We start from the raw sequence: 21844 nt of genomic DNA on the forward strand, positions 1-21844 counted from the left end.
CAGGTAAATAGTTAAAGGATATTTTATAAATGTTCACTTTGTGGACAATTTTATGACGCGTGCAACGACTACGCCTTAACACTGCTTAAGAGTGGCCTGTTTAAGGCCTTGTGATCGCCGGAAAAGTACCAAATGAAGAGGTGTTTCTGGCACGCTTTTATCAGGATTGTAAGCAGTACTTAACACTTCTTCACTAAATTTCGGAACGCTGAAGGCTTAAAAAGTGATCAATAATGTGGCATAAGGGTCCGGAAATGCCTTTAGCACAAAATTTACAGCGCTTTTCACAAAATCATTTCCATTTTGAAGTCAAAAATGATTAAGTATAATTTATTATTTAATGCACATGGCCGCTTCGTCTTGCTGGCCTTAAAAGTGCGATTTTTATCCCGCCCGATTATTTCTGGTGGGAATAAGACAACTACGCAGCTTCCTGCATTTGCGCACCCCAGCGCCATCGGTTCAGAAGTTGTATCTGTCTTGAGAGCACCATGACCCTTTCAGTTGAGTCAGCAGTGCCGGTTCCAGATGAATTTTTTTTGTGTCAGTCTTCACACAGGACTGTCATTAAGCACCATTACTGCTTATCACTTTGATAAGCTTGTAATAACACCAGGGTAGTAGTTCGTAAAAATCTTATAAGTGAAGAAAAAACATGACTAATGCAAATCGTCCGATACTCAATCTCGACCTCGATCTGCTGAGAACTTTCGTTGCCGTTGCGGATTTGAATACCTTTGCAGCGGCCGCTGCAGCGGTCTGCAGAACCCAGTCAGCAGTCAGTCAGCAGATGCAGCGTCTGGAACAATTGGTAGGTAAAGAGCTGTTTGCCAGACATGGACGTAATAAGCTGTTAACAGAGCACGGGATCCAGCTTTTAGGCTATGCCAGAAAAATCCTTCGTTTCAACGACGAAGCCTGCACTTCGCTGATGTACAGTAATATTCAGGGCGTGCTGACCATTGGTGCCTCTGATGACACCTCTGACACTATTCTGCCTTTCCTGTTAAACCGGGTAACCTCGGTTTATCCGAAACTGGCAATCGATGTTCGGGTTAAACGTAATCCGTTTATGATGGAAATGCTCAATCAGGGTGAAGTGGACCTGGTTGTGACGACCTCCAGCCCGGGTAATTTTACCTATCAGGTACTGCGTACTTCACCTACCTTGTGGTACTGCGCAGCGGATTATATCTTCCAGCGCGGCGAAGCTATTCCATTGGTGCTGCTGGATGAGCCAAGTCCTTACCGCGATATGGCGATTGATCATCTTAATGAAGCCGGCATCCCGTGGCGTATCTCGTACGTCGCTTCCACACTGGCTGCAGTACGCGCCGCGGTGAAAGCGGGACTCGGCGTGACAGCGCGTCCGGTAGAGATGATGAGCCCGGAACTGCGTGTGATGGGTGCGGCGGAAGGGCTGCCGGTATTGCCGGATACGCAATATCTGCTGTGCCGCAATCCTGACAGCGATAATGAGCTGGCACTGGCTATCTTCAACGCCATGCAGTCCACCAACGACCCGTATAACCTGAGCAATAATCCAGACGGTACGCTGTTACTGGATGACGAAGAGTAATTTCGCTAACGTGTTGTACTCAACACTGGCGCAGTTGTCTTAACAAACGCTTATAAATAGGCCTCTCATTCCCTGAACAGAACGAGAGGCTTTTTTATGTCTGCGCCTCGCCCGACTCTCCCACCAGCTCCTCTCCCTGACGTTGCCCTCCTGAATAATTTCATCCTGCAATGAACTGAAACGTAAAGACCGAAAAAACGAACCATTTGTTCCGGATCGCTGTTTCATGTGGAGAAAATTAGCGCATAAAGGACAGAAGTGTGTTCTGGATCAAGAAAATACCCCTGAGAAGGGGAAGGAAAACAGGATGATACCTGTCAAAATATGTTTGTTAAATGCACGATCCATGCATGTGAATACCCGCTACACTAAAATTAACCCTACAGACTGAAGCGATTTAGCTGGAAAGCGGGGCATCATTTGTTAATAATATGATGCAGGTGTGAAATAATGTTTGGATACTTTTGTCAAAGTTGACAAAAGGTTATAGAAAGGAGTAAAAAACCCCATAAAATGGCTGCTTATTACCTGATAACAGCAATATTTAAAAGGTTTTTACCCTTCCCTTGAATCGATGTGGTCAGTTTGCTGCGGGAAACGCGTGCAGGATGCCAGCGCCACTTTTGATGAGTAAGCAATGAGTATGTCAACTACCACCGAAATCATCGCTCAGCACTGGGCGTTTATCGTATTTATCGTTATTGCCTTTGGCCTGTGTGCTTTCATGCTGACCGGAGGATGGCTGCTTGGCGGCAGAGCGCGCGCCCGCTACAAAGACACGCCATTCGAATCGGGCATCGAATCCGTTGGTGATACCCATATCCGCCTGTCGGCGAAATTTTATCTGGTTGCGATGTTTTTCGTCATTTTCGACGTCGAAGCCCTCTTTTTATACGCATGGGCGACTTCAATCCGTGAAAGCGGTTGGATCGGCTTTGTGGAAGCCGCAATTTTCATTTTGGTGCTCCTGGCGGGTCTGGTCTATCTGGTACGCATTGGCGCACTGGACTGGGCACCAGCTCGCCGTCGCGTGGTGGTGAAAACCACTACGGTCAGCCACACCAATCCTCATAAGCAGTAAAAGAGAGGCAATAAGATGGACTATACGCTCACCCGCATAGACCCGAACGGTGGTGAGAACGACCGTTATCCTCTGCAAAAGCAGGAAATCGTCAGCGATCCGCTGGAGCAGCACGTTCATCGCAGCGTGTATATGGGCAAACTCGAAAATGCCCTGCATGACATGGTGAACTGGGGACGAAAAAACTCCCTCTGGCCCTACAACTTCGGCTTGTCCTGTTGTTACGTAGAGATGACCACGTCGTTCACCGCGGTTCACGACGTAGCGCGTTTTGGTGCGGAAGTGATGCGCGCCTCGCCACGTCAGGCGGATTTCATGGTTATTGCCGGTACGCCGTTTACTAAAATGGCCCCGGTTATTCAGCGTTTGTACGATCAAATGCTGGAACCAAAATGGGTGATTTCCATGGGTGCCTGCGCCAACTCGGGCGGCATGTATGACATCTATTCGGTGGTGCAGGGCGTCGATAAATTCCTGCCGGTCGATGTTTACATTCCTGGCTGCCCGCCACGTCCTGAAGCCTACATGCAGGCACTGCTGCTGTTGCAGGAGTCGATCGGCAAAGAGCGCCGTCCGCTTTCGTGGGTTGTCGGCGACCAGGGCGTTTACCGCGCCAACATGCCTTCAGAGCGTGAAAGAAAACGCTCAGAGCGCATCGCAGTCACAAACCTGCGCAGCCCGGACGAAGTTTAAAACCGTATGGATGGAAAACCGCGCCTGCAGCAGAACATCACAATTTAATGCATGGCCCCATCCTGACGCCTTCATTTGAGTGCCTGAGACCAGGCCGGAATGGTGAGTAACGTATGACAGATTTGACCACGCAAGATCTCGCTCAGCCTCTATGGCAAACCCGTGATCACCTTGATGACCCGGTGATCGGCGAGTTGCGTAATCGTTTTGGGCCGGATGCCTTCACTGTTCAGCCAACCCGCACCGGCATTCCGGTGGTCTGGGTTAAGCGTGAACAGATACTGGAAATTACCGAGTTCCTGCGTAAATTACCCAAGCCTTACGTCATGCTGTATGACCTGCATGGCGTGGATGAGCGTTTACGTACCCACCGTGCAGGCCTGCCTGCGGCGGATTTTTCCGTTTTCTACCACCTGTTGTCGATCGAGCGCAACCGCGACATCATGCTCAAGGTGGCACTCTCTGAAAACGACATGCATCTGCCGACCATCACCCGTCTTTTCCCGAATGCCAACTGGTATGAGCGTGAAACCTGGGAGATGTTTGGTATTACCTTTGATGGCCACCCGCACCTGACCCGCATCATGATGCCGTCGACCTGGGAAGGCCATCCGCTGCGTAAAGATTACCCGGCGCGCGCCACCGAATTCGACCCTTTCACGCTGACTAAGCAGAAAGAAGATTTAGAGATGGAAGCGCTGACCTTCAAGCCTGAAGACTGGGGCATGAAGCGCAGTACTACCAACGAAGACTTCATGTTCCTCAACCTCGGGCCTAACCACCCGTCGGCGCACGGTGCATTCCGCATCATTCTGCAGCTGGATGGTGAAGAGATTGTCGACTGCGTGCCTGACATCGGTTATCACCATCGTGGTGCCGAAAAGATGGGTGAACGTCAGTCGTGGCACAGCTACATTCCTTACACTGACCGTATTGAATACCTCGGCGGCTGCGTAAACGAAATGCCGTACGTGCTGGCAGTGGAGAAACTGGCTGGTATCGTGGTGCCCGATCGCGTTAACGTGATCCGCGTAATGCTCTCTGAGCTGTTCCGCATCAACAGCCATCTGCTCTATATCTCCACCTTTATTCAGGACGTCGGTGCCATGACACCGGTGTTCTTTGCCTTTACCGATCGCCAGAAAATCTATGACGTGGTTGAAGCCATTACCGGTTTCCGTATGCACCCGGCCTGGTTCCGCATTGGTGGCGTCGCGCACGACCTGCCGCGTGGCTGGGAACGTCTGCTGCGTGATTTCCTGGACTGGATGCCGAAGCGTCTGAAGGAATATGACAAAGCTGCACTGCGTAACACGGTGCTGATTGGTCGTTCCAAAGGCGTGGCTGCCTACAACATGGAAGAGGCGCTGGCGTGGGGCACCACGGGTGCCGGTCTGCGTGCAACGGGTCTGGACTTTGACGTGCGTAAATGGCGTCCCTATTCAGGCTACGAAAACTTCGATTTCGAAATTCCTGTCGGCGATGGCGTCAGCGATGCCTACAGCCGCGTTCAGCTGAAGATGGAAGAGATGTGGCAGTCGCTGCGTATTCTTGAGCAGTGTCTCAACAACATGCCAGAGGGGCCATTTAAAGCGGATCATCCGCTGACCACGCCGCCACCGAAAGAGCGCACGCTGCAGCACATTGAAACGCTGATTACCCACTTCCTGCAGGTTTCCTGGGGACCGGTGATGCCAGCCAATGAATCGTTCCAGATGATTGAAGCGACGAAAGGGATCAACAGCTACTACCTGACCAGCGATGGCAGCACCATGAGCTACCGCACCCGCGTGCGTACGCCGAGCTTCCCGCATCTGCAGCAGATTCCTTCCGTAATCCGTGGCAGCCTGGTATCCGACCTGATCGTATATCTGGGTAGTATCGATTTTGTTATGTCAGACGTGGACCGCTAATTATGCACGATCAACACATTGCCATTAAAACGATCGACCCTAACGAGGTCTTCGTGCTGAGCGCGGAAGAGCATCACGCTATTGAGCACGAAAAACACCACTACGAAGATGCGCGTGCAGCCTCGATTGAAGCGCTGAAGATCGTGCAGAAACAGCGTGGCTGGGTGCCGGACGGCGCGATTAACGCGATCGCGGATGTGCTGGGTATCCCGGCAAGCGACGTTGAAGGTGTGGCGACGTTTTACAGCCAGATCTTCCGTCAGCCGGTTGGCCGTCATGTGATCCGTTACTGTGACAGCGTGGTCTGTCACATCACCGGTTATCAGGGCATCCAGTCCGCACTGGAACAGCAGCTGAATATCAAACCGGGTCAGACCACGGCTGATGGCCGCTTTACGCTGCTGCCAACCTGCTGTCTGGGCAACTGCGACAAGGGCCCAACGATGATGGTGGATGAAGACACGCATGTGCATCTGACGCCGGAAGGCATTCCTGGTTTACTGGAGCAGTATCAATGACAATTAAACAGATCATTCGTACTGCTGAAACCCATCCGCTGACCTGGCGGATGCGTGACGACAAGCAACCTGTCTGGCTTGATGAATACCGCAGCAAAAACGGCTATGCCGGTGCGGAAAAAGCGCTGAAGAGCATGTCACAGGATGAAATCGTCGCGGCAGTGAAAGATTCCGGCCTGAAAGGGCGCGGCGGTGCTGGCTTCTCTACCGGTCTGAAGTGGAGCCTGATGCCGAAAGATGAGTCGATGAACATCCGTTACCTGCTGTGTAACGCCGATGAGATGGAACCCGGCACCTATAAAGACCGCCTGCTGATGGAGCAGATGCCTCACCAGCTGGTGGAAGGGATGCTGATCAGCGCCTTTGCACTGAAGGCCTACCGTGGCTATATCTTCTTACGTGGCGAATACATAGAAGCCGCGGTGCATCTGCGCCGTGCGATTGCGGAAGCGACGGAAGCGGGTTATCTCGGTAAAAATATTCTTGGCACCGGCTTCGACTTTGAGCTGATCGTCCACACCGGCGCAGGACGTTATATCTGCGGCGAAGAGACGGCACTGATTAACTCACTGGAAGGCCGTCGTGCTAACCCGCGTTCCAAGCCGCCATTCCCGGCAAGTGCGGGCGCGTGGGGCAAACCGACCTGCGTGAACAACGTGGAAACCCTCTCCAACGTCCCGGCGATTCTGGCTAACGGCGTCGAGTGGTACAAAAACATCTCTAAAAGCGAAGATGCCGGTACCAAAATGATGGGCTTCTCCGGACGGGTGAAAAATCCTGGCGTCTGGGAGCTGCCATTCGGTATCACCGCGCGTGAAATCCTTGAAGATTATGCGGGCGGCATGCGTGACGGGCTGAAGTTCAAAGCCTGGCAGCCGGGCGGCGCAGGCACCGACTTCCTGACCGACCAGCATCTGGATCTGCCGATGGAGTTTGCCAGCATCGGCAAAGCAGGCAGCCGTCTGGGCACCGCGCTGGCGATGGCGGTCGATCACGAAATCAATATGGTCTCGCTGGTGCGCAACCTGGAAGAGTTCTTTGCCCGTGAGTCGTGCGGCTGGTGTACGCCGTGTCGCGATGGCCTGCCGTGGAGCGTGAAAATTCTGCGTGCGCTGGAGCAGAAACAGGGACAGCCAGGGGATATCGAAACCCTGCTGCAACTCTGCCGTCAGCTTGGCCCGGGTAAAACCTTCTGTGCGCATGCGCCGGGTGCGGTTGAGCCGCTGCAGAGTGCGATTAAATATTTCCGTGAAGAGTTTGAAGCTGGCATGGCACCGCAGGTGTTTGGCAATACCCGCGCCATTGGCGGGATCCAGCCAAACCTGCTGAAAGCGCGCTGGTAATTCGCCACAGCATACGGAAAAGGCCTGGTGCCGCCGCCCCGACAATGTCGTGCGTCGGGGCAAGAATATGATTAACGCTCGTCTCTGACGAGCCTTACGGAAGCATGTCACTATGGCTACAATTCATGTAGACGGTAAAGAGTATGATGTGAACGGAGCGGACAACCTGCTACAGGCATGTCTCTCTCTGGGCCTTGATATTCCTTACTTTTGCTGGCATCCGGCGCTGGGAAGCGTTGGGGCCTGCCGCCAGTGTGCGGTAAAGCAATTCCAGAATGCCGAAGATACCCGCGGCCGTCTTGTCATGTCCTGCATGACGCCGGCCTCTGACGGCACATTCATCTCCATCGATGATGGCGAAGCGAAAGAGTTCCGCGAAAGCGTGGTGGAGTGGCTGATGACCAACCACCCACACGACTGTCCGGTGTGTGAAGAGGGCGGTAACTGTCACCTGCAGGATATGACAGTGATGACCGGCCACAGCTTCCGCCGCTATCGCTTCACTAAGCGTACCCACCGTAATCAGGATCTCGGCCCATTCATCTCTCACGAGATGAACCGCTGTATCGCCTGTTACCGCTGCGTGCGTTACTACAAAGATTATGCCGATGGCAAAGATCTGGGTGTCTACGGCGCGCACGACAACGTCTACTTTGGTCGCCCGGAAGATGGCACGCTGGAGAGCGAATTCTCCGGCAACCTGGTTGAAATCTGCCCGACCGGCGTCTTCACCGACAAAACCCACTCCGAACGCTATAACCGTAAATGGGATATGCAGTTTGCACCGAGCATCTGCCAGCAGTGCAGCGTTGGCTGTAATACCAGCCCGGGTGAGCGTTATGGTGAGTTACGCCGTATCGAAAACCGTTATAACGGCACCGTAAACCACTACTTCCTGTGTGACCGTGGCCGCTTTGGCTATGGCTACGTGAACCGTAAAGATCGCCCACGTCAGCCGATGCTGCTACGCGGCAACGACTGGGTCACGCTGAACGCAGAGCAGGCGGTTAACGCTGGTGCAGATTTGCTGCGTCAGGCGAAGAAAGTGATCGGTATCGGCTCGCCGCGCGCCAGCATTGAAAGTAACTTCGCCCTGCGTGAACTGGTGGGTGCAGAGAACTTCTCAACCGGCATGCCAGCGGACGAGCAGGCCCGTCTTGAACTGATGCTGAAAGTCCTGCGCGAGGGCGGTATCTACACGCCATCGCTGCGTGAAATTGAAAGCTACGACGCGGTGCTGGTGCTGGGTGAAGACCTGACACAGGTGGGCGCACGCGTGGCGCTCTCTGTACGTCAGGCAGTGAAAGGCAAAGCGCGTGATATGGCCGCTGCGCAGAAAGTCGCAGACTGGCAGATCGCCGCCATCATGAACATCGGTCAGAACGCCAAACATCCGCTGTTTGTTACCCACGTTGATGAAACCCGTCTGGATGATATCGCAGCATGGAGCTATCGTGCGCCGGTTGAAGATCAGGCGCGCCTCGGCTTCGCTATCGCCAGTGCACTGGATGAGTCTGCACCTGCGGTCACCGATTTCGACAGCAAACTCAGCGGGAAAATGGATGTTGTCGTGCAGGCGCTGGCCGGCGCGAAAAAGCCCTTAATTATCTCCGGTACACACTCAGGCAGCAGCGCAGTCATTGAAGCCGCGGCTAACGTGGCGAAAGCCCTGAAGGCACGTGGTGCAGATGTCGGCATTACCCTGCTGGCAGGTCACGCGAACAGCATCGGCCTGGGCATGATTGGCGGCAATCCGCTGGAGCAGGCGCTTGAGCAGCTGAGCAACGGTGAAGCCGATGCGCTGGTGGTGCTGGAAAATGACCTTTATCGCCATGCGCCGAAAGCGCTGGTAGATGCGGCACTGGCTCAGACCACTAACGTGATTGTGGTGGATCATCAGCGTACCGCAACGCTGGAGAAAGCGGGTCTGGTGCTTTCAACCGCCAGCTTCGCTGAAAGTGATGGCACCTCAATTAACCATGAAGGCCGCGCCCAGCGCTTCTTCCAGGTTTACGATCCTGCTTACTACGATAACAACATTGTGATGCTGGAAAGCTGGCGCTGGCTGCACTCGCTGCACAGCACGCTGGAAAGCCGTCATGTGGACTGGACCCAGCTCGATCACGTGATCGATGCGGTAGTCACCCGTCTGCCACAGCTCGCGGGAATTAAAGAAGCCGCACCTGACGCCAGTTTCCGCATCCGTGGTCAGAAACTGTCGCGCTCTCCGATCCGTGCCAGTGGACGTACTGCCGCGCGCGCGAATATCAGCGTTCATGAACCGCGTCAGCCGCAGGATCAGGACACGATGTTCGCCTTCTCAATGGAAGGTAACAACCAGCCATCGGCACCGCGTTCACAGATTCCGTTTGCCTGGGCACCAGGCTGGAACTCACCGCAGGCGTGGAACAAGTTCCAGGCAGAAGTGGGCGGCAAACTGCGTCATGGCGATCCGGGCGTGCGCCTGTTTGAAGCCAGCGCAGGTGAGTTACCGTGGTTCACTAGCGTGCCAAAAGCCTTTGTCAGTGATGCGCAGTGGCGCGTGGCACCTTTATATCGGCTGTTCGGCAGCGAAGAGATGTCACAGCGTTCACCGGTCTTCCAGCAGCGTATGGCTGAGCCTGCGCTGGTGATTAACCCGGAGGATGCGGCAAAACTGGGCGTCAACAATGGCGCGGCGGTGGAGTTCAGCTGTGCCGGTGAGACAGTGCGTCTGCCGGTCCGTTTCTCGGCGTCACTGCAGGCGGGACAGATTGGTCTGCCGCTGGGTATGCCGGGCGTTCCGCCATTCCTGGCGAACGGTAAAATCGACACTCTGCAGGAGGCGGCGCAATGAGCTGGTTAACACCGGACGTTATCGACATTCTGCTGGCCATTGTTAAAGCCATCGTGATTCTGCTGGTGGTGGTGGCCTGCGGCGCGTTCATGAGCTTCGCCGAGCGTCGTCTGCTCGGCCTGTTCCAGAACCGTTACGGGCCAAACCGCGTAGGCTGGGGCGGCTCGCTGCAGCTGGTGGCGGACATGATCAAAATGTTCTTCAAAGAGGACTGGGTCCCGCCGTTTACCGACCGCTTTATCTTTACCCTTGCGCCGGTTATCGCCTTTGTTTCACTGCTGCTGGCTTTTGCTATCGTGCCGGTTTCGCCCACCTGGATGGTAACAGACCTGAATATCGGTCTGCTGTTCTTCCTGATGATGGCGGGCCTTGCGGTTTACGCGGTGCTGTTTGCTGGCTGGTCGAGTAACAACAAATACTCGCTGCTGGGTGCGATGCGCGCCTCGGCGCAGACCCTGAGCTACGAAGTGTTCCTGGGTCTGTCGCTGATGGGTGTGGTAGCGCAGGCGGGCTCGTTCAATATGAACGATATCGTCAACAGCCAGACACATCTGTGGAACATCATTCCGCAGTTCTTCGGTTTCGTGACCTTCTGTATTGCGGGTGTGGCGGTGTGTCACCGTCATCCGTTTGACCAGCCAGAAGCGGAGCAGGAACTGGCAGACGGCTACCACATTGAATATGCCGGTATGAAGTTCGGCCTGTTCTTTGTCGGCGAATATGTGGCGATTACCACCGTTTCAGCGCTGATCGTAACGCTGTTCTTTGGTGGCTGGCACGGACCTTTCCTGCCGCCGTTCATCTGGTTCGCCCTGAAAACGGCGTTCTTTATGATGATGTTCATCCTGATCCGTGCTGCGCTTCCGCGTCCACGCTACGACCAGGTGCTGTCATTCGGCTGGAAAGTGTGTCTGCCGTTGACGCTGTTGAACCTGCTGGCGACTGCCGCAGTGATTCTCTACACAGCGCCGTAAGGGGTTAACAAATGACTTTGAAAGATATTGTCGTAGGTTTCGGCACGACAGTTCGCAGTATCTGGCTGATCGGGCTGCACGCCTTCGCCAAACGTGAAACGCAGATGTACCCGGAAGAGCCGGTTTATCTGCCACCGCGCTATCGTGGCCGTATCGTGTTAACCCGCGATCCGGACGGCCAGGAGCGTTGCGTTGCCTGTAACCTGTGTGCGGTTGCCTGTCCGGTTGGCTGTATTTCACTGCAGAAAGCCGAAACCAAAGATGGCCGCTGGTATCCGGAATTCTTCCGCATCAACTTCTCACGCTGCATCTTCTGTGGCATGTGTGAGGAAGCCTGTCCGACCACGGCGATTCAGCTGACCCCCGATTTTGAACTGGGTGAGTTTAAGCGTCAGGATCTGGTGTATGAAAAGGACGATCTGCTGATTTCGGGACCGGGTAAATATCCGGAGTACAACTTCTACCGCATGGCAGGTATGGCGATTGACGGTAAAGATAAGGGCGAAGCGGAAAACGAAGCCAAGCCTATCGACGTCAAAGGCTTATTACCTTAAGGAGCAAGGCATGGAATTTGCGTTTTATCTTTGCGGACTGGTGGCGGTGCTGACGACGTTGCGCGTCATTACCCACACTAATCCGGTACATGCGTTGCTGTACCTGATCGTCTCGCTGTTATCGATCGCCGGCGTCTTCTTCTCAATGGGGGCCTATTTTGCTGGTGCCCTGGAGATCATCGTCTACGCCGGGGCCATCATGGTGCTGTTCGTCTTCGTGGTTATGATGCTGAACCTGGGCAAACAGACTGAGAAGCAGGAGCGCGAGTGGCTCAGTCCGTCGCTGTGGATTGGCCCGGGCATCGTTTCATTACTGCTGCTGGTGGTAATGATCTACGCCATCCTGACAGCCAATGACCAGGGCATTGATGGCACCATCATCGACGCCAAAGCGGTCGGCATCAGCCTGTTTGGTCCTTACGTGCTGGCGGTTGAACTGGCTTCGATGCTGCTGCTGGCGGGTCTGGTCGTGGCGTTCCATATCGGTCGTGAAGAGCGTCAGGGCGAAGTCCTGAGTAACCGTAATGCTGACGCCGCTCAGGTGAAAAAGGAGAACGCATGATCCCGTTACAACATGGATTGATTCTTGCTGCCGTGCTGTTTGTCCTTGGACTGACGTCGCTGGTGATACGCCGCAATCTACTGTTTATGCTGATCGGCCTTGAAATCATGATCAACGCCGCCGCTTTAGCTCTGGTGGTTGCCGGGAGCTACTGGGGTCAGGCCGATGGACAGGTGATGTATATCCTGGCGATCAGCCTGGCGGCAGCGGAAGCCAGTATTGGTCTGGCACTGCTGCTTCAGCTCTATCGTCGTCGTCAGACGCTGAACATTGATACTGTGAGCGAGATGCGCGGATGAATCTTCTCTATTTAACTGTCTTGTTTCCGCTGATCGGCTTTCTGCTGTTAGCGTTTTCCCGCGGTCGCTGGTCAGAGAACCTGTCGGCCACGGTGGGTATGGGATCGGTGGGTCTGGCAGCACTGACTACGGCAATGATCGGTTTCGACTTCTTCGCCAATGGCCAGCAAGTCTACACCCAGGCACTCTGGACGTGGATGCATGTCGGCAATTTCGACATGAAGGTGAATCTGACGCTGGACGGCCTGTCGCTGACCATGCTGTCGGTCGTGACCGGCGTCGGCTTCTTCATTCATATGTTCGCCTCCTGGTACATGCGTGGAGAAGAGGGCTACTCCCGCTTCTTCGCCTACACCAACCTGTTTATCGCCAGCATGGTGGTTCTGGTGCTGGCCGATAACCTGATGCTGATGTATCTGGGCTGGGAAGGGGTAGGGCTTTGCTCTTATCTGCTGATCGGTTTCTACTACAGCAATCCGGAAAACGGCAAAGCGGCGATGAAAGCCTTCATCATTACCCGCGTGGGCGACGTCTTCCTGGCATTCGGTCTGTTTATTCTCTACAACGAGCTGGGCACGCTGAACTTCCGCGAGATGATGGAACTGGCTCCGGCGCACTTTGCTGCAGACAACCATATGCTGCAGTGGGCGACGCTGATGCTGCTGGGTGGCGCGGTCGGTAAATCGGCACAGCTGCCGTTACAGACCTGGCTGGCAGATGCGATGGCCGGTCCGACACCGGTTTCGGCACTGATCCACGCCGCGACCATGGTAACGGCGGGTGTGTATCTGATTGCCCGCAGCCACGGTCTCTTCCTGCTGACGCCGGAAGTGCTGCATCTGGTGGGTATCATCGGGGCAATCACGCTGGTGCTGGCGGGCTTTGCCGCGCTGGTGCAGACCGACATCAAACGCGTTCTCGCTTACTCCACCATGAGCCAGATTGGCTACATGTTCCTGGCGCTGGGCGTTCAGGCGTGGGATGCGGCGATTTTCCATCTGATGACGCACGCCTTCTTTAAAGCATTACTGTTCCTCTCCTCGGGTTCAGTGATTCTGGCCTGCCATCACGAGCAGAACATCTTCAAAATGGGTGGCCTGCGTAAGAGTATTCCGCTGGTCTACACCTGCTTCCTGGTCGGTGGCGCGGCGCTGGCGGCACTGCCGCTGATTACGGCGGGCTTCTACAGTAAAGATGAGATTCTGTTTGGTGCACTGGCTAACGGCCACATCAATCTGATGATAGCGGGTCTGGTCGGGGCGTTCCTGACCTCTATCTATACCTTCCGCATGATCTTCATCGTGTTCCATGGCGAAGAGAAAATTCATGCACACGCCGGTAAAGGCATTACCCATCATCTGCCGCTGATTGTGCTGCTGCTGCTCTCCACCTTTATTGGTGCGCTGATTACGCCTCCGCTGGCGGGTGTACTGCCAGCCAATGAGTTCGGTGAGGCGGGCAAAGTGGGACTGGAAATCACCTCAGGTGTGGTCGCGATCGTTGGCATTCTGATCGCAGCCGCACTGTGGCTGGGCAAACGTGAGCTGGTAACCCGTATCGCAAACAGTGCACCGGGCCGTTTCTTCGGCACCTGGTGGTTTGCGGCCTGGGGCTTCGACTGGCTCTACGATAAAGTGTTCGTCAAACCTTATCTGGGTATTGCGTGGCTGCTGAAGCGCGACCCACTGAATGGTCTGATGAACCTGCCTGCGCTGCTGTCACGCATTGCCAACAAAGGTCTGGTGGTCAGTGAAAATGGCTACCTGCGCTGGTACGTGGCGTCAATGAGCGTGGGTGCCGTGCTGGTGCTGGCTCTGCTGCTGGTGATTTAAAGATTGATGAGCGGGGCAGGTTAGTTAATCTGCCCATTGAGAATGTCAAAAATTGTCCTGAGCAAGGGCGTTATCGTCGCAGCCAGTTTGGTTACCGCCAGCGCGCAGCAACCGCAGCATACCGAGGTATGTGAGGATTGCGGGCACTGCCGGAGATCAAAATGGCAAGTAAGATAGCCCGAACTAAGACAAAGAAAAGGGAAGTGTGCCGTGTTATTACCTTGGCTAATTATCATACCCTTCGTCGGCGGTCTGATCTGCTGGCTCACTGAGCGCCTTGGCGCGAAGGTGCCACGCTGGATCGCGCTGATCACCATGGGGCTGACGTTGGCGCTTTCACTGCAACTCTGGTTGCAGGGAGGCTATTCACTGACGCAGGCAGCGGGCATTCCGCAGTGGCAGTCAAGTTTCTCCGTTCCGTGGATCCCACGCTTCGGCATCAGCTTCCATTTAGCCATTGATGGCCTGTCGCTGCTGATGGTGGTGCTGACCGGCCTGCTCGGTCTGATGGCGGTACTCTGTTCCTGGAATGAGATTTCAAAGTATCAGGGCTTCTTCCATCTGAACCTGATGTGGATCCTGGGCGGCGTAATCGGTGTGTTCCTCTCCATCGACCTGTTCCTGTTCTTCTTCTTCTGGGAAATGATGCTGGTGCCGATGTACTTCCTCATCGCGCTCTGGGGTCATAAAGCATCGGACGGTAAAACCCGTATTTCCGCTGCGACCAAATTCTTCATCTATACCCAGGCGTCGGGTCTGGTGATGCTGATTGCGATTCTGGGCCTGGTGTTTGTCCACTACAACGCGACCGGCGTCTGGACATTCAACTACGAACAGCTGCTGCAGACGCCAATGTCGAGCGGTGTTGAATATCTGCTGATGCTGGGCTTCTTTATCGCCTTTGCGGTCAAGATGCCGGTAGTACCGTTGCACGGCTGGCTGCCGGATGCGCACAGTCAGGCTCCAACGGCCGGTTCTGTTGACCTGGCGGGTATCCTGCTGAAAACCGCGGCTTACGGCTTACTCCGTTTCAGCCTGCCGCTGTTCCCGAACGCGTCAGCCGAGTTTGCGCCGATCGCCATGTGGTTAGGCATCATCGGTATCTTCTACGGTGCCTGGATGGCCTTCTCGCAGACCGATATCAAACGTCTGATTGCCTATACCTCGATTTCGCACATGGGCTTTGTGCTGATTGCCATCTACACCGGCAGCCAGCTGGCGCTGCAGGGTGCGGTGATCCAGATGATTGCACACGGTCTGTCCGCTGCGGCACTCTTCATTCTGTGTGGTCAGCTGTATGAGCGTCTGCATACCCGTGATATGCGTCAGATGGGTGGCCTGTGGTCGCGCATCAAATGGATTCCGGGCCTGTCGCTGTTCTTTGCGGTCGCCAACCTCGGTATGCCGGGCACCGGTAACTTCGTCGGCGAATTTATGATTCTGACCGGCAGCTTCCAGGTGGTGCCGATGATTATTGTCATCGCAACCTTTGGTCTGGTGTTCGCCTCCGTCTACTCGCTGGTGATGATGCAGCGCGCTTACTACGGCGAAGCGAAATCGAAAGATCCGCTGCCAGGCATGTCACCGCGTGAGTTTATGACCATCGGTGTTCTGGTGGTGCTGCTGGTGCTGCTGGGCGTCTATCCACAGCCGATTCTGGATACTTCGCACGCTGCCATGAGCAATATTCAGCAGTGGTTTACCGCTTCAATTTCAACTACAAGGCCGTAATTCGCCATGACAATAACTCCTCACCAATTGATTGCGTTGCTACCGCTGTTAATCGTCGGATTGACGGTGGTGGTTGTGATGCTGTCCATTGCCTGGCGACGCAACCACTTCGTTAACGCCACGCTAACGGTAGTTGGCCTGAACCTGGCGCTGCTCTCGCTCTACTTTGTCGGTCAGGTCGGGGCGATGGATGTCACGCCGCTGCTGCGCGTCGATGGCTATTCGATGTTCTATACCGCGCTGGTAATGCTGGCGAGTCTGGCAACCTGCACCTTTGCCTATCCGTGGCTGGCAGGCTACCCTGACAACAAAGATGAGTTCTATCTGCTGGTGCTGATTGCGGCGCTCGGTGGCATCGTGCTGGCCAGCGCTAACCATCTGGCCTCGCTGTTCATCGGCATTGAGCTGCTGTCGCTGCCGCTGTTTGGTCTGATTGGCTACGCTTTCCGCCAGAAACGTTCGCTGGAAGCGGCGCTGAAATACACCATTCTTTCCGCGGCGGCCTCATCGTTCCTGCTGTTCGGCATTGCGCTGATCTACGCTGATTCCGGTAACCTGAGCTTTGTTGCACTGGGTCAGAGCCTGACGGATAGCATGATCCACGAGCCACTGCTGCTGGTGGGTCTGGGCATGATGATTATCGGTCTGGGCTTCAAGCTCTCTCTGGTTCCGTTCCACCTCTGGACGCCCGATGTTTATCAGGGTGCGCCTGCACCGGTTTCAACCTTCCTGGCCACCGCCAGCAAGATTGCGATCTTCGGTGTCATCATGCGTCTGTTCATGTACGCGCCGGTGACCGACAGCGAAGCGGTGCGTACGGTGCTGGCCATGATCGCCTTTGTGTCGATTCTGTTCGGTAACCTGATGGCGATTTCGCAGAGCAACATCAAGCGTCTGCTGGGTTACTCCTCTATCGCCCATCTTGGTTATCTGCTGGTCGCGCTGATTGCAGTGAAAGATCATCAGCTGTCGCTGGAAACCTCGGGTGTTTACCTGGCGGGTTATCTGTTCAGCAGCCTGGGTGCCTTTGGTGTGGTGAGCCTGATGTCCAGCCCGTATCGTGGCCCGGATGCCGACTCGCTCTACTCCTATCGTGGCCTGTTCTGGCATCGTCCTATCCTGTCAGCGGTCATGACGGTGATGATGCTGTCGCTGGCAGGTATCCCGATGACGCTGGGCTTTATCGGCAAATTCTACGTTATCGCGTCAGGTGTCAGTGCTCACCTGTGGTGGCTGACCGGTGCCGTGGTCGCGGGCAGTGCGATTGGTCTCTATTACTATCTGCGCGTGACGGTCAGTCTCTACCTCAGCCCGCCGGAACTACATACCCGTGACACCCCGGCTAACTGGGCATTTACGGCCGGTGGTGTGGTCGTGCTGATCTCCGCCATTCTGGTGCTGCTGTTAGGGGTTTACCCGCAGCCGCTGATCAGACTGGTACAGATGGCTCAGCCGCTGATGTAAGCAGCTATCTGCAACTGATGAATCAGGCCTCCGGGCCTGATTTTTTTTGCCTTTAAGACGAGGTGACTCGCAGATGCTGGATGGCGGCACCGTTCTGATGTAGCGTGTTGTGATTAGCAAGGAGAGACCATGAACATTGACTGGCAGGATAAACACCATAGCGAACTCACCGCCCGGGAACTTTACGACTTACTGGCATTGCGCAGTGCCGTGTTCGTCGTGGAACAGCAGTGCGCGTATCAGGATGTGGATGGCAAAGATTTGCAGGCGGCAAACCGGCATCTGCTGGGAATAGCGGATGGTCAGCTGGTGGCCTATGCGCGACTTCTTTCGCCGGAGGATAAGAGCAGTCCGGCAAAAATCGGACGGGTGATTGTGTCCGATCGGGTGCGTGGTGCGCGGCTGGGCAGCCGTCTGATGGAGAAGGCGATCAGCCGTTGTCAGCTACACTGGCCGGGTCACGATCTCTTTCTTTCCGCTCAGGCGCATCTGGAAAAATTCTACGGGCAGTATGGCTTTGTGGCGGCAGGGGAGAGCTACCTGGAAGATAGCATTCCGCATATTGATATGGTGAAGACCGCGCTATAAAAAAGGCGAGGCCTGAGCCTCGCCTGTTTCCATCAACCCACCGTCATCTGACGGTCATCGACATATTTGCGCTGATCCGGCGCAGGCGGGAAATACTGATAAAGCCACGTTTCGCTCAGCGTTTCATCCTTGCTACGCAGGAACAGACGCATCTCCACCGGCTGAGTGGAATCACTGTTCGGATACCAGTCAAACAGAATGCGGAATCCCTTCAGCGGATCGACATACAGAATTTCTACCTGCTTCACGCTGCCGGATGAGACAGTAATCACCGGTTCAATGCCTTTCGGCGCGGCAGCCTGCAGATCACCACCAATAAAATCGATGGCGAAGCGACGGCACCAGGTTTCAGGGAAGTGCTCGCCAGGCGCCCAGCCTTCCGGGAAGCCACCGATACCGGTACGGGTGGCATCCACGCGTGCCAGACCGCTTCGCACTGGCGGCAGACCACTCCAGTAGAGTTTGTAGGAGAAGTTCAGCTCACTGCCCGCTTTGACCGGTTCCGCCGGTTGCCAGAAGCAGACGATGTTATCCAGCGTTTCACCCGTGGTTGGGATTTCCATCAGGTTGATCGCGCCTTTGCCCCACTTGCCGACCGGCTCAACCCACAGGCTCGGACGTTTGTCATACCAGCCAATCACATCCTGGTAATCTTTGAAGTCGTGATTCAGCTGCAGCAGGCCAAAGCCCCGCGGATTCTCATCTTCATAGGCGTTGAACTGCAGACGCTGCGGATTATTCAGCGGGCGCGCAATCCATTCGCCTTTACCGGTCCACATCGCCAGACGATCGGAGTCGTGGATCTGCGGATGGTAAGTGTTGCACATGCGACGTTCGTTGGTGCCGCAGCTGAACATGCTGGTCATTGGCGAGATGCCGATCTGACGGATCTCTTTACGGGCAAACAGGTGGTTTTCTACTTCCATCACCACGCGTTTCTCTTCGCAATGAATGATGAACTTATAAGCACCGGTCAGGCTGGCACCATCCAGCAGGGCGTAACAGGTGAAAGTGGTATCTTCCGCTTTTGGCGTTTCAAACCAGAAGGCGGTGAAGTCCGGGAACTCTTCCTGACCGTTGCTGAAAGTGTTAATCGCCACGCCACGCGCCGAGAGACCGTACTGGAAGGTATCGTCAACGGCACGGAAGTAGCTTGCGCCGAGGAACGAGACGATGTCGCGACGGGCCAGCTCCGGCTTTTTAAAGGCGCGGAAACCGGCGAAGCCGAGGTCAGTTTTGCCCTCCAGCTGCTTTGTATCCACGTGGGCGTTGTTGTAGTTGAACAGCTCGGGGCGGAAATGAATTTCGCGCGCCTCGCGGCTTGCGCCGTCAACAGAGAACATACGGATGCGACGCTTAAAGCCCATACCAACATGGAAGAACTGCACATCCAGCTGACGGTCAGGCAGGTTATTCCACAGTGAGTGGTTAGCGTCATACTGAATTTCGTTGTACGCCTGCGGGGTCAGTGTAGCCAGCGTCTCCGGCAGCGCGCCTGGTGCACCGCCCCAGGGTTTTTTCGCCAGCGCGGCCGCGTTTTTCTTCAGTACGTCAAAATCGAAGCGTACGGCGGTTCCGTCAGCAATGCCATCTTCTGCCCATGCGGATTGCGCAAACAGCGTTGACAGGCCGGTCATGCCGCTGACGGCGGAGAAGGCCATTGACGCTTTCATAAACATTCTTCGATTCATGCCAGAGATCATTCCTTAGCTGTTCGAGGGTGTCGTGACTGTCGTGCAAAATGCACTTTCATGGCCCGATAATCACAGGCAACAGAGGGGTACGACAGTAGGGTTACTGGAAAATTCAGTCCCGACAAAATTTATCAGATTAATCAAAGAAGCGAAGCGAAATTCGGCGGTTGCTGTGGCGTCTTACACTTCTTTGCGCAGCGAAACGGCGCACCGCCTGAACTAAGCAACTTTAGCAGATGAAAAATCAGGTGATTCCTGGATCAGGAAAACAGCAGAGCGCCAGATTATGACTATAGTTAATGAACTGCTTTGCAATTCACACGGAGGAAACGATGGTAAACCAGACAAATCAATTCGAAACGAACCTCGATGACGATATTGCGTTACTGACCGAAACGCTGGAAGAAGTGCTTAAGGCATCAGGCGATCCGGCCGATCAGAAGTACATTGAGCTCAAAAGCAAAGCCGAACAGGCGCTGAACGATGTGAAATCCCGTGTCAGCCAGGCGTCAGATAGCTACTACTATCGCGCTAAACAGGCGGCTTACCGCGCTGACGATTACGTGCATGAAAAACCGTGGCAGGGCGTCGGTATTGGCGCAACTGCCGGTCTGGTGCTCGGTCTGCTGCTGGCCCGTCGCTAATCGCGACCTGCACTGTAGCTGACAACCGTAGTAAAAAAACGGCGGGGAAATCCCGCCGTTTTTGTTGATTTTTCACTGCCCTGAATTCATTCATCTGCGCCATTGAATCCCGCTCAACCCTCTGACTTTTAAGCGCAACGTGCTGCCTTAGCCGCAACAATCACAATCGCTGGTCATGCCGATTGTGTTTCCCGGGTGGACTTCATACAGTGAAGCAAACGTGAAAAGGAGAATCCGACGTGATTAGAGTTGAGATGCTGTCAACCGGGGATGAGGTGCTGCATGGCCAAATCGTCGATACCAACGCAGCCTGGCTGGCGGACGTACTGTTTCAGCAGGGTTTACCGATGACCAGCCGCACCACTGTAGGGGATTCACTCGAGTCGCTGATCGCCACGCTGCAGGCGCGCAGTCATGAGGCCGATGTGCTGATCGTCAATGGCGGTCTGGGGCCAACCAGTGATGATCTTAGTGCGCTGGCTGCGGCCCGCGCTAGTGGGGTTGAACTGGCGATGCAGCAGGCGTGGCTGGAGCAGATGGAAGCCTGGTTCGCCAGCCGTGGACGGGTGATGGCGGCCAGCAATCGCAAGCAGGCTGAAATCCCGGCCAATGCGGAGCTGATTGATAATCCGGTCGGAACCGCCTGTGGCTTTGCCCTGCAACTTAATCGCTGCTGGATGTTCTTCACGCCTGGCGTGCCGTCTGAATTTAAAGTGATGGTGGAGCAGCAGATCATTCCGCGTCTGAAAGCAAAATTCTCGCCGCCTGAGCCGCCGGTTTGTCTGCGGCTGACCACCTTTGGTCGCGGTGAAAGTGATATTGCCGCCGAACTGGAGCCACTCGCCCTGCCGGAAGGGGTGGTGATGGGGTATCGTTCGTCAATGCCAATCATTGAGATCAAGCTTACCGGCTCGGCCAGCCAGCGGGTGGCGATGGAGCAGGTGTGGCAGCAGGTGCGTCTGCTGCTGGCGGAGTGCACCATTTTTGAAGGCACCGAAGGCTTACCAGCACTGCTGGCCCGCGAGCTGGAGCAGCGTGGTGAACAACTGGCAGTCAGCGAGCAATACACCGCCGGGCTACTTTACTGGCAACTGGCGGCCGCCAGCGTGCCGTTGAGGGGCGCTGATATCCTGCGCCCTCAGCAGGAGACGCTGGAGCAGCAGGTGAGCCGTACCCGCGATCTTGCCGCGCAGCAGCAGGCAGCGCTGGCGCTCTCGATTGGCAGCCTGGAACAGGAAGAGATTTCGGTGGCGTTGCATACGCCAGAGGGCAGTTTTGGTCAGCGGGTGAAGTTCAGCACCGGTCGCTATAACCTTGAAACGCGGCAGAAGGTGGTGGCGATGATGGCGATGAACATGCTGCGTCGCTGGTTGCATGGCAGTGAAGTCAGCACCGGTCACGGCTGGATTGATGTAGTTGAAACTGTCAGACAGTAATGTCAGTGGAAGTAAAACGGGCGCCTGAGGCGCCCGTTTTATTTGTGACTGCGAATTACCCCAGGGGCACTCCCACAGCAATAAATAAGCTCAAAGCGCGGGG

General features: G+C 55.1%; 18 protein-coding genes. 17 read left to right on the forward strand and 1 reads right to left on the reverse strand.

The window, feature by feature from the left end:
• Positions 1 to 655 precede the first annotated feature (655 nt).
• From lrhA to EGO56_RS06060, 15 genes are all read left to right on the forward strand, one after another.
• A complete protein-coding gene (gene lrhA, locus EGO56_RS05990; RefSeq protein ID WP_013358575.1) occupies positions 656 to 1579 on the forward strand; it encodes a transcriptional regulator LrhA in 924 nt (307 codons plus the stop codon).
• Between the two features lie 637 nt (positions 1580 to 2216).
• Positions 2217 to 2660, forward strand: coding sequence for an NADH-quinone oxidoreductase subunit A (locus tag EGO56_RS05995; protein WP_010258058.1), 444 nt, complete (start codon positions 2217 to 2219; stop codon positions 2658 to 2660).
• A gap of 15 nt (positions 2661 to 2675) precedes the next feature.
• A complete protein-coding gene (locus EGO56_RS06000; protein WP_013358574.1) occupies positions 2676 to 3353 on the forward strand; it encodes a NuoB/complex I 20 kDa subunit family protein in 678 nt (225 codons plus the stop codon).
• A gap of 113 nt (positions 3354 to 3466) precedes the next feature.
• On the forward strand, positions 3467 to 5266 hold the full coding sequence (nuoC, locus tag EGO56_RS06005; protein WP_013358573.1) for an NADH-quinone oxidoreductase subunit C/D: 1800 nt from the start codon (positions 3467 to 3469) through the stop codon (positions 5264 to 5266).
• 2 nt (positions 5267 to 5268) lie between these two features.
• The gene (gene nuoE, locus EGO56_RS06010) at positions 5269 to 5784 is read left to right on the forward strand and encodes an NADH-quinone oxidoreductase subunit NuoE (protein WP_033733367.1); all 516 of its coding nucleotides are present in this window, start codon (positions 5269 to 5271) and stop codon (positions 5782 to 5784) included.
• Positions 5785 to 5786: 2 nt separating this feature from the next.
• On the forward strand, positions 5787 to 7127 hold the full coding sequence (gene nuoF, locus EGO56_RS06015; RefSeq protein WP_175501446.1) for an NADH-quinone oxidoreductase subunit NuoF: 1341 nt from the start codon (positions 5787 to 5789) through the stop codon (positions 7125 to 7127).
• 112 nt (positions 7128 to 7239) lie between these two features.
• Positions 7240 to 9963, forward strand: coding sequence for an NADH-quinone oxidoreductase subunit NuoG (nuoG, locus tag EGO56_RS06020; protein ID WP_135907988.1), 2724 nt, complete (start codon positions 7240 to 7242; stop codon positions 9961 to 9963).
• Positions 9960 to 10937, forward strand: a complete 978-nt coding sequence (gene nuoH, locus EGO56_RS06025) for an NADH-quinone oxidoreductase subunit NuoH (protein WP_003854240.1) — start codon at positions 9960 to 9962, stop codon at positions 10935 to 10937. The genes nuoG and nuoH overlap by 4 nt, the downstream gene beginning before the upstream one ends.
• A gap of 11 nt (positions 10938 to 10948) precedes the next feature.
• A complete protein-coding gene (gene nuoI / locus EGO56_RS06030; RefSeq protein ID WP_003854239.1) occupies positions 10949 to 11491 on the forward strand; it encodes an NADH-quinone oxidoreductase subunit NuoI in 543 nt (180 codons plus the stop codon).
• Positions 11492 to 11501: 10 nt separating this feature from the next.
• Entirely contained in the window at positions 11502 to 12053 is a 552-nt protein-coding gene (nuoJ, locus tag EGO56_RS06035) for an NADH-quinone oxidoreductase subunit J (RefSeq protein ID WP_003854237.1), read from the forward strand.
• Positions 12050 to 12352: an NADH-quinone oxidoreductase subunit NuoK gene (gene nuoK, locus EGO56_RS06040; RefSeq protein ID WP_003854236.1), complete on the forward strand. Its 303-nt coding sequence runs from the start codon at positions 12050 to 12052 to the stop codon at positions 12350 to 12352. Before nuoJ ends, nuoK begins: the two co-directional genes overlap by 4 nt.
• Positions 12349 to 14184, forward strand: coding sequence for an NADH-quinone oxidoreductase subunit L (nuoL, locus tag EGO56_RS06045; RefSeq protein WP_135907990.1), 1836 nt, complete (start codon positions 12349 to 12351; stop codon positions 14182 to 14184). Before nuoK ends, nuoL begins: the two co-directional genes overlap by 4 nt.
• A gap of 210 nt (positions 14185 to 14394) precedes the next feature.
• Complete coding sequence (gene nuoM, locus EGO56_RS06050; RefSeq protein ID WP_033733363.1) at positions 14395 to 15915, forward strand: NADH-quinone oxidoreductase subunit M; 1521 nt, start codon at positions 14395 to 14397, stop codon at positions 15913 to 15915.
• A gap of 6 nt (positions 15916 to 15921) precedes the next feature.
• On the forward strand, positions 15922 to 17379 hold the full coding sequence (gene nuoN / locus EGO56_RS06055) for an NADH-quinone oxidoreductase subunit NuoN (protein ID WP_003854230.1): 1458 nt from the start codon (positions 15922 to 15924) through the stop codon (positions 17377 to 17379).
• Between the two features lie 129 nt (positions 17380 to 17508).
• Positions 17509 to 17967 (forward strand): GNAT family N-acetyltransferase, encoded by a 459-nt coding sequence (locus tag EGO56_RS06060; RefSeq protein WP_135907992.1) that lies wholly within the window; start codon positions 17509 to 17511, stop codon positions 17965 to 17967.
• A gap of 32 nt (positions 17968 to 17999) precedes the next feature.
• On the opposite strand, the gene EGO56_RS06065 is transcribed toward EGO56_RS06060, so the two are convergent.
• Positions 18000 to 19658 (reverse strand): glucan biosynthesis protein D, encoded by a 1659-nt coding sequence (locus EGO56_RS06065; RefSeq protein WP_135907994.1) that lies wholly within the window; start codon positions 19656 to 19658, stop codon positions 18000 to 18002.
• Positions 19659 to 19993: 335 nt separating this feature from the next.
• Here EGO56_RS06065 and elaB point away from each other — a divergent pair, with 335 nt between their 5' ends.
• Both elaB and EGO56_RS06075 read left to right on the forward strand, forming a co-directional pair.
• The gene (elaB, locus tag EGO56_RS06070) at positions 19994 to 20305 is read left to right on the forward strand and encodes a stress response protein ElaB (protein WP_013358566.1); all 312 of its coding nucleotides are present in this window, start codon (positions 19994 to 19996) and stop codon (positions 20303 to 20305) included.
• Between the two features lie 239 nt (positions 20306 to 20544).
• Positions 20545 to 21741, forward strand: coding sequence for a nicotinamide mononucleotide deamidase-related protein YfaY (locus EGO56_RS06075; protein ID WP_135907995.1), 1197 nt, complete (start codon positions 20545 to 20547; stop codon positions 21739 to 21741).
• Positions 21742 to 21844: the final 103 nt, after the last annotated feature.

Source organism: Pantoea vagans, assembly GCF_004792415.1.
Classification (GTDB): Bacteria; Pseudomonadota; Gammaproteobacteria; order Enterobacterales; family Enterobacteriaceae; genus Pantoea; species Pantoea vagans.

What these genes read in the sequence shown, in the direction of transcription:
- elaB (WP_013358566.1), top strand. Translation starts at nt 19,994, where the DNA reads ATGGTAAACCAGACAAATCAATTCGAAACGAACCTCGATGACGATATT.
- nuoI (WP_003854239.1), top strand. Translation starts at nt 10,949, where the DNA reads ATGACTTTGAAAGATATTGTCGTAGGTTTCGGCACGACAGTTCGCAGT.
- nuoN (WP_003854230.1), top strand. Translation starts at nt 15,922, where the DNA reads ATGACAATAACTCCTCACCAATTGATTGCGTTGCTACCGCTGTTAATC.
- nuoH (WP_003854240.1), top strand. Translation starts at nt 9,960, where the DNA reads ATGAGCTGGTTAACACCGGACGTTATCGACATTCTGCTGGCCATTGTT.
- EGO56_RS06065 (WP_135907994.1), bottom strand. Translation starts at nt 19,658, where the DNA reads ATGAATCGAAGAATGTTTATGAAAGCGTCAATGGCCTTCTCCGCCGTC.
- nuoG (WP_135907988.1), top strand. Translation starts at nt 7,240, where the DNA reads ATGGCTACAATTCATGTAGACGGTAAAGAGTATGATGTGAACGGAGCG.
- EGO56_RS06000 (WP_013358574.1), top strand. Translation starts at nt 2,676, where the DNA reads ATGGACTATACGCTCACCCGCATAGACCCGAACGGTGGTGAGAACGAC.
- nuoC (WP_013358573.1), top strand. Translation starts at nt 3,467, where the DNA reads ATGACAGATTTGACCACGCAAGATCTCGCTCAGCCTCTATGGCAAACC.
- EGO56_RS06060 (WP_135907992.1), top strand. Translation starts at nt 17,509, where the DNA reads ATGAACATTGACTGGCAGGATAAACACCATAGCGAACTCACCGCCCGG.
- lrhA (WP_013358575.1), top strand. Translation starts at nt 656, where the DNA reads ATGACTAATGCAAATCGTCCGATACTCAATCTCGACCTCGATCTGCTG.
- EGO56_RS05995 (WP_010258058.1), top strand. Translation starts at nt 2,217, where the DNA reads ATGAGTATGTCAACTACCACCGAAATCATCGCTCAGCACTGGGCGTTT.
- nuoE (WP_033733367.1), top strand. Translation starts at nt 5,269, where the DNA reads ATGCACGATCAACACATTGCCATTAAAACGATCGACCCTAACGAGGTC.
- nuoJ (WP_003854237.1), top strand. Translation starts at nt 11,502, where the DNA reads ATGGAATTTGCGTTTTATCTTTGCGGACTGGTGGCGGTGCTGACGACG.
- nuoL (WP_135907990.1), top strand. Translation starts at nt 12,349, where the DNA reads ATGAATCTTCTCTATTTAACTGTCTTGTTTCCGCTGATCGGCTTTCTG.
- nuoK (WP_003854236.1), top strand. Translation starts at nt 12,050, where the DNA reads ATGATCCCGTTACAACATGGATTGATTCTTGCTGCCGTGCTGTTTGTC.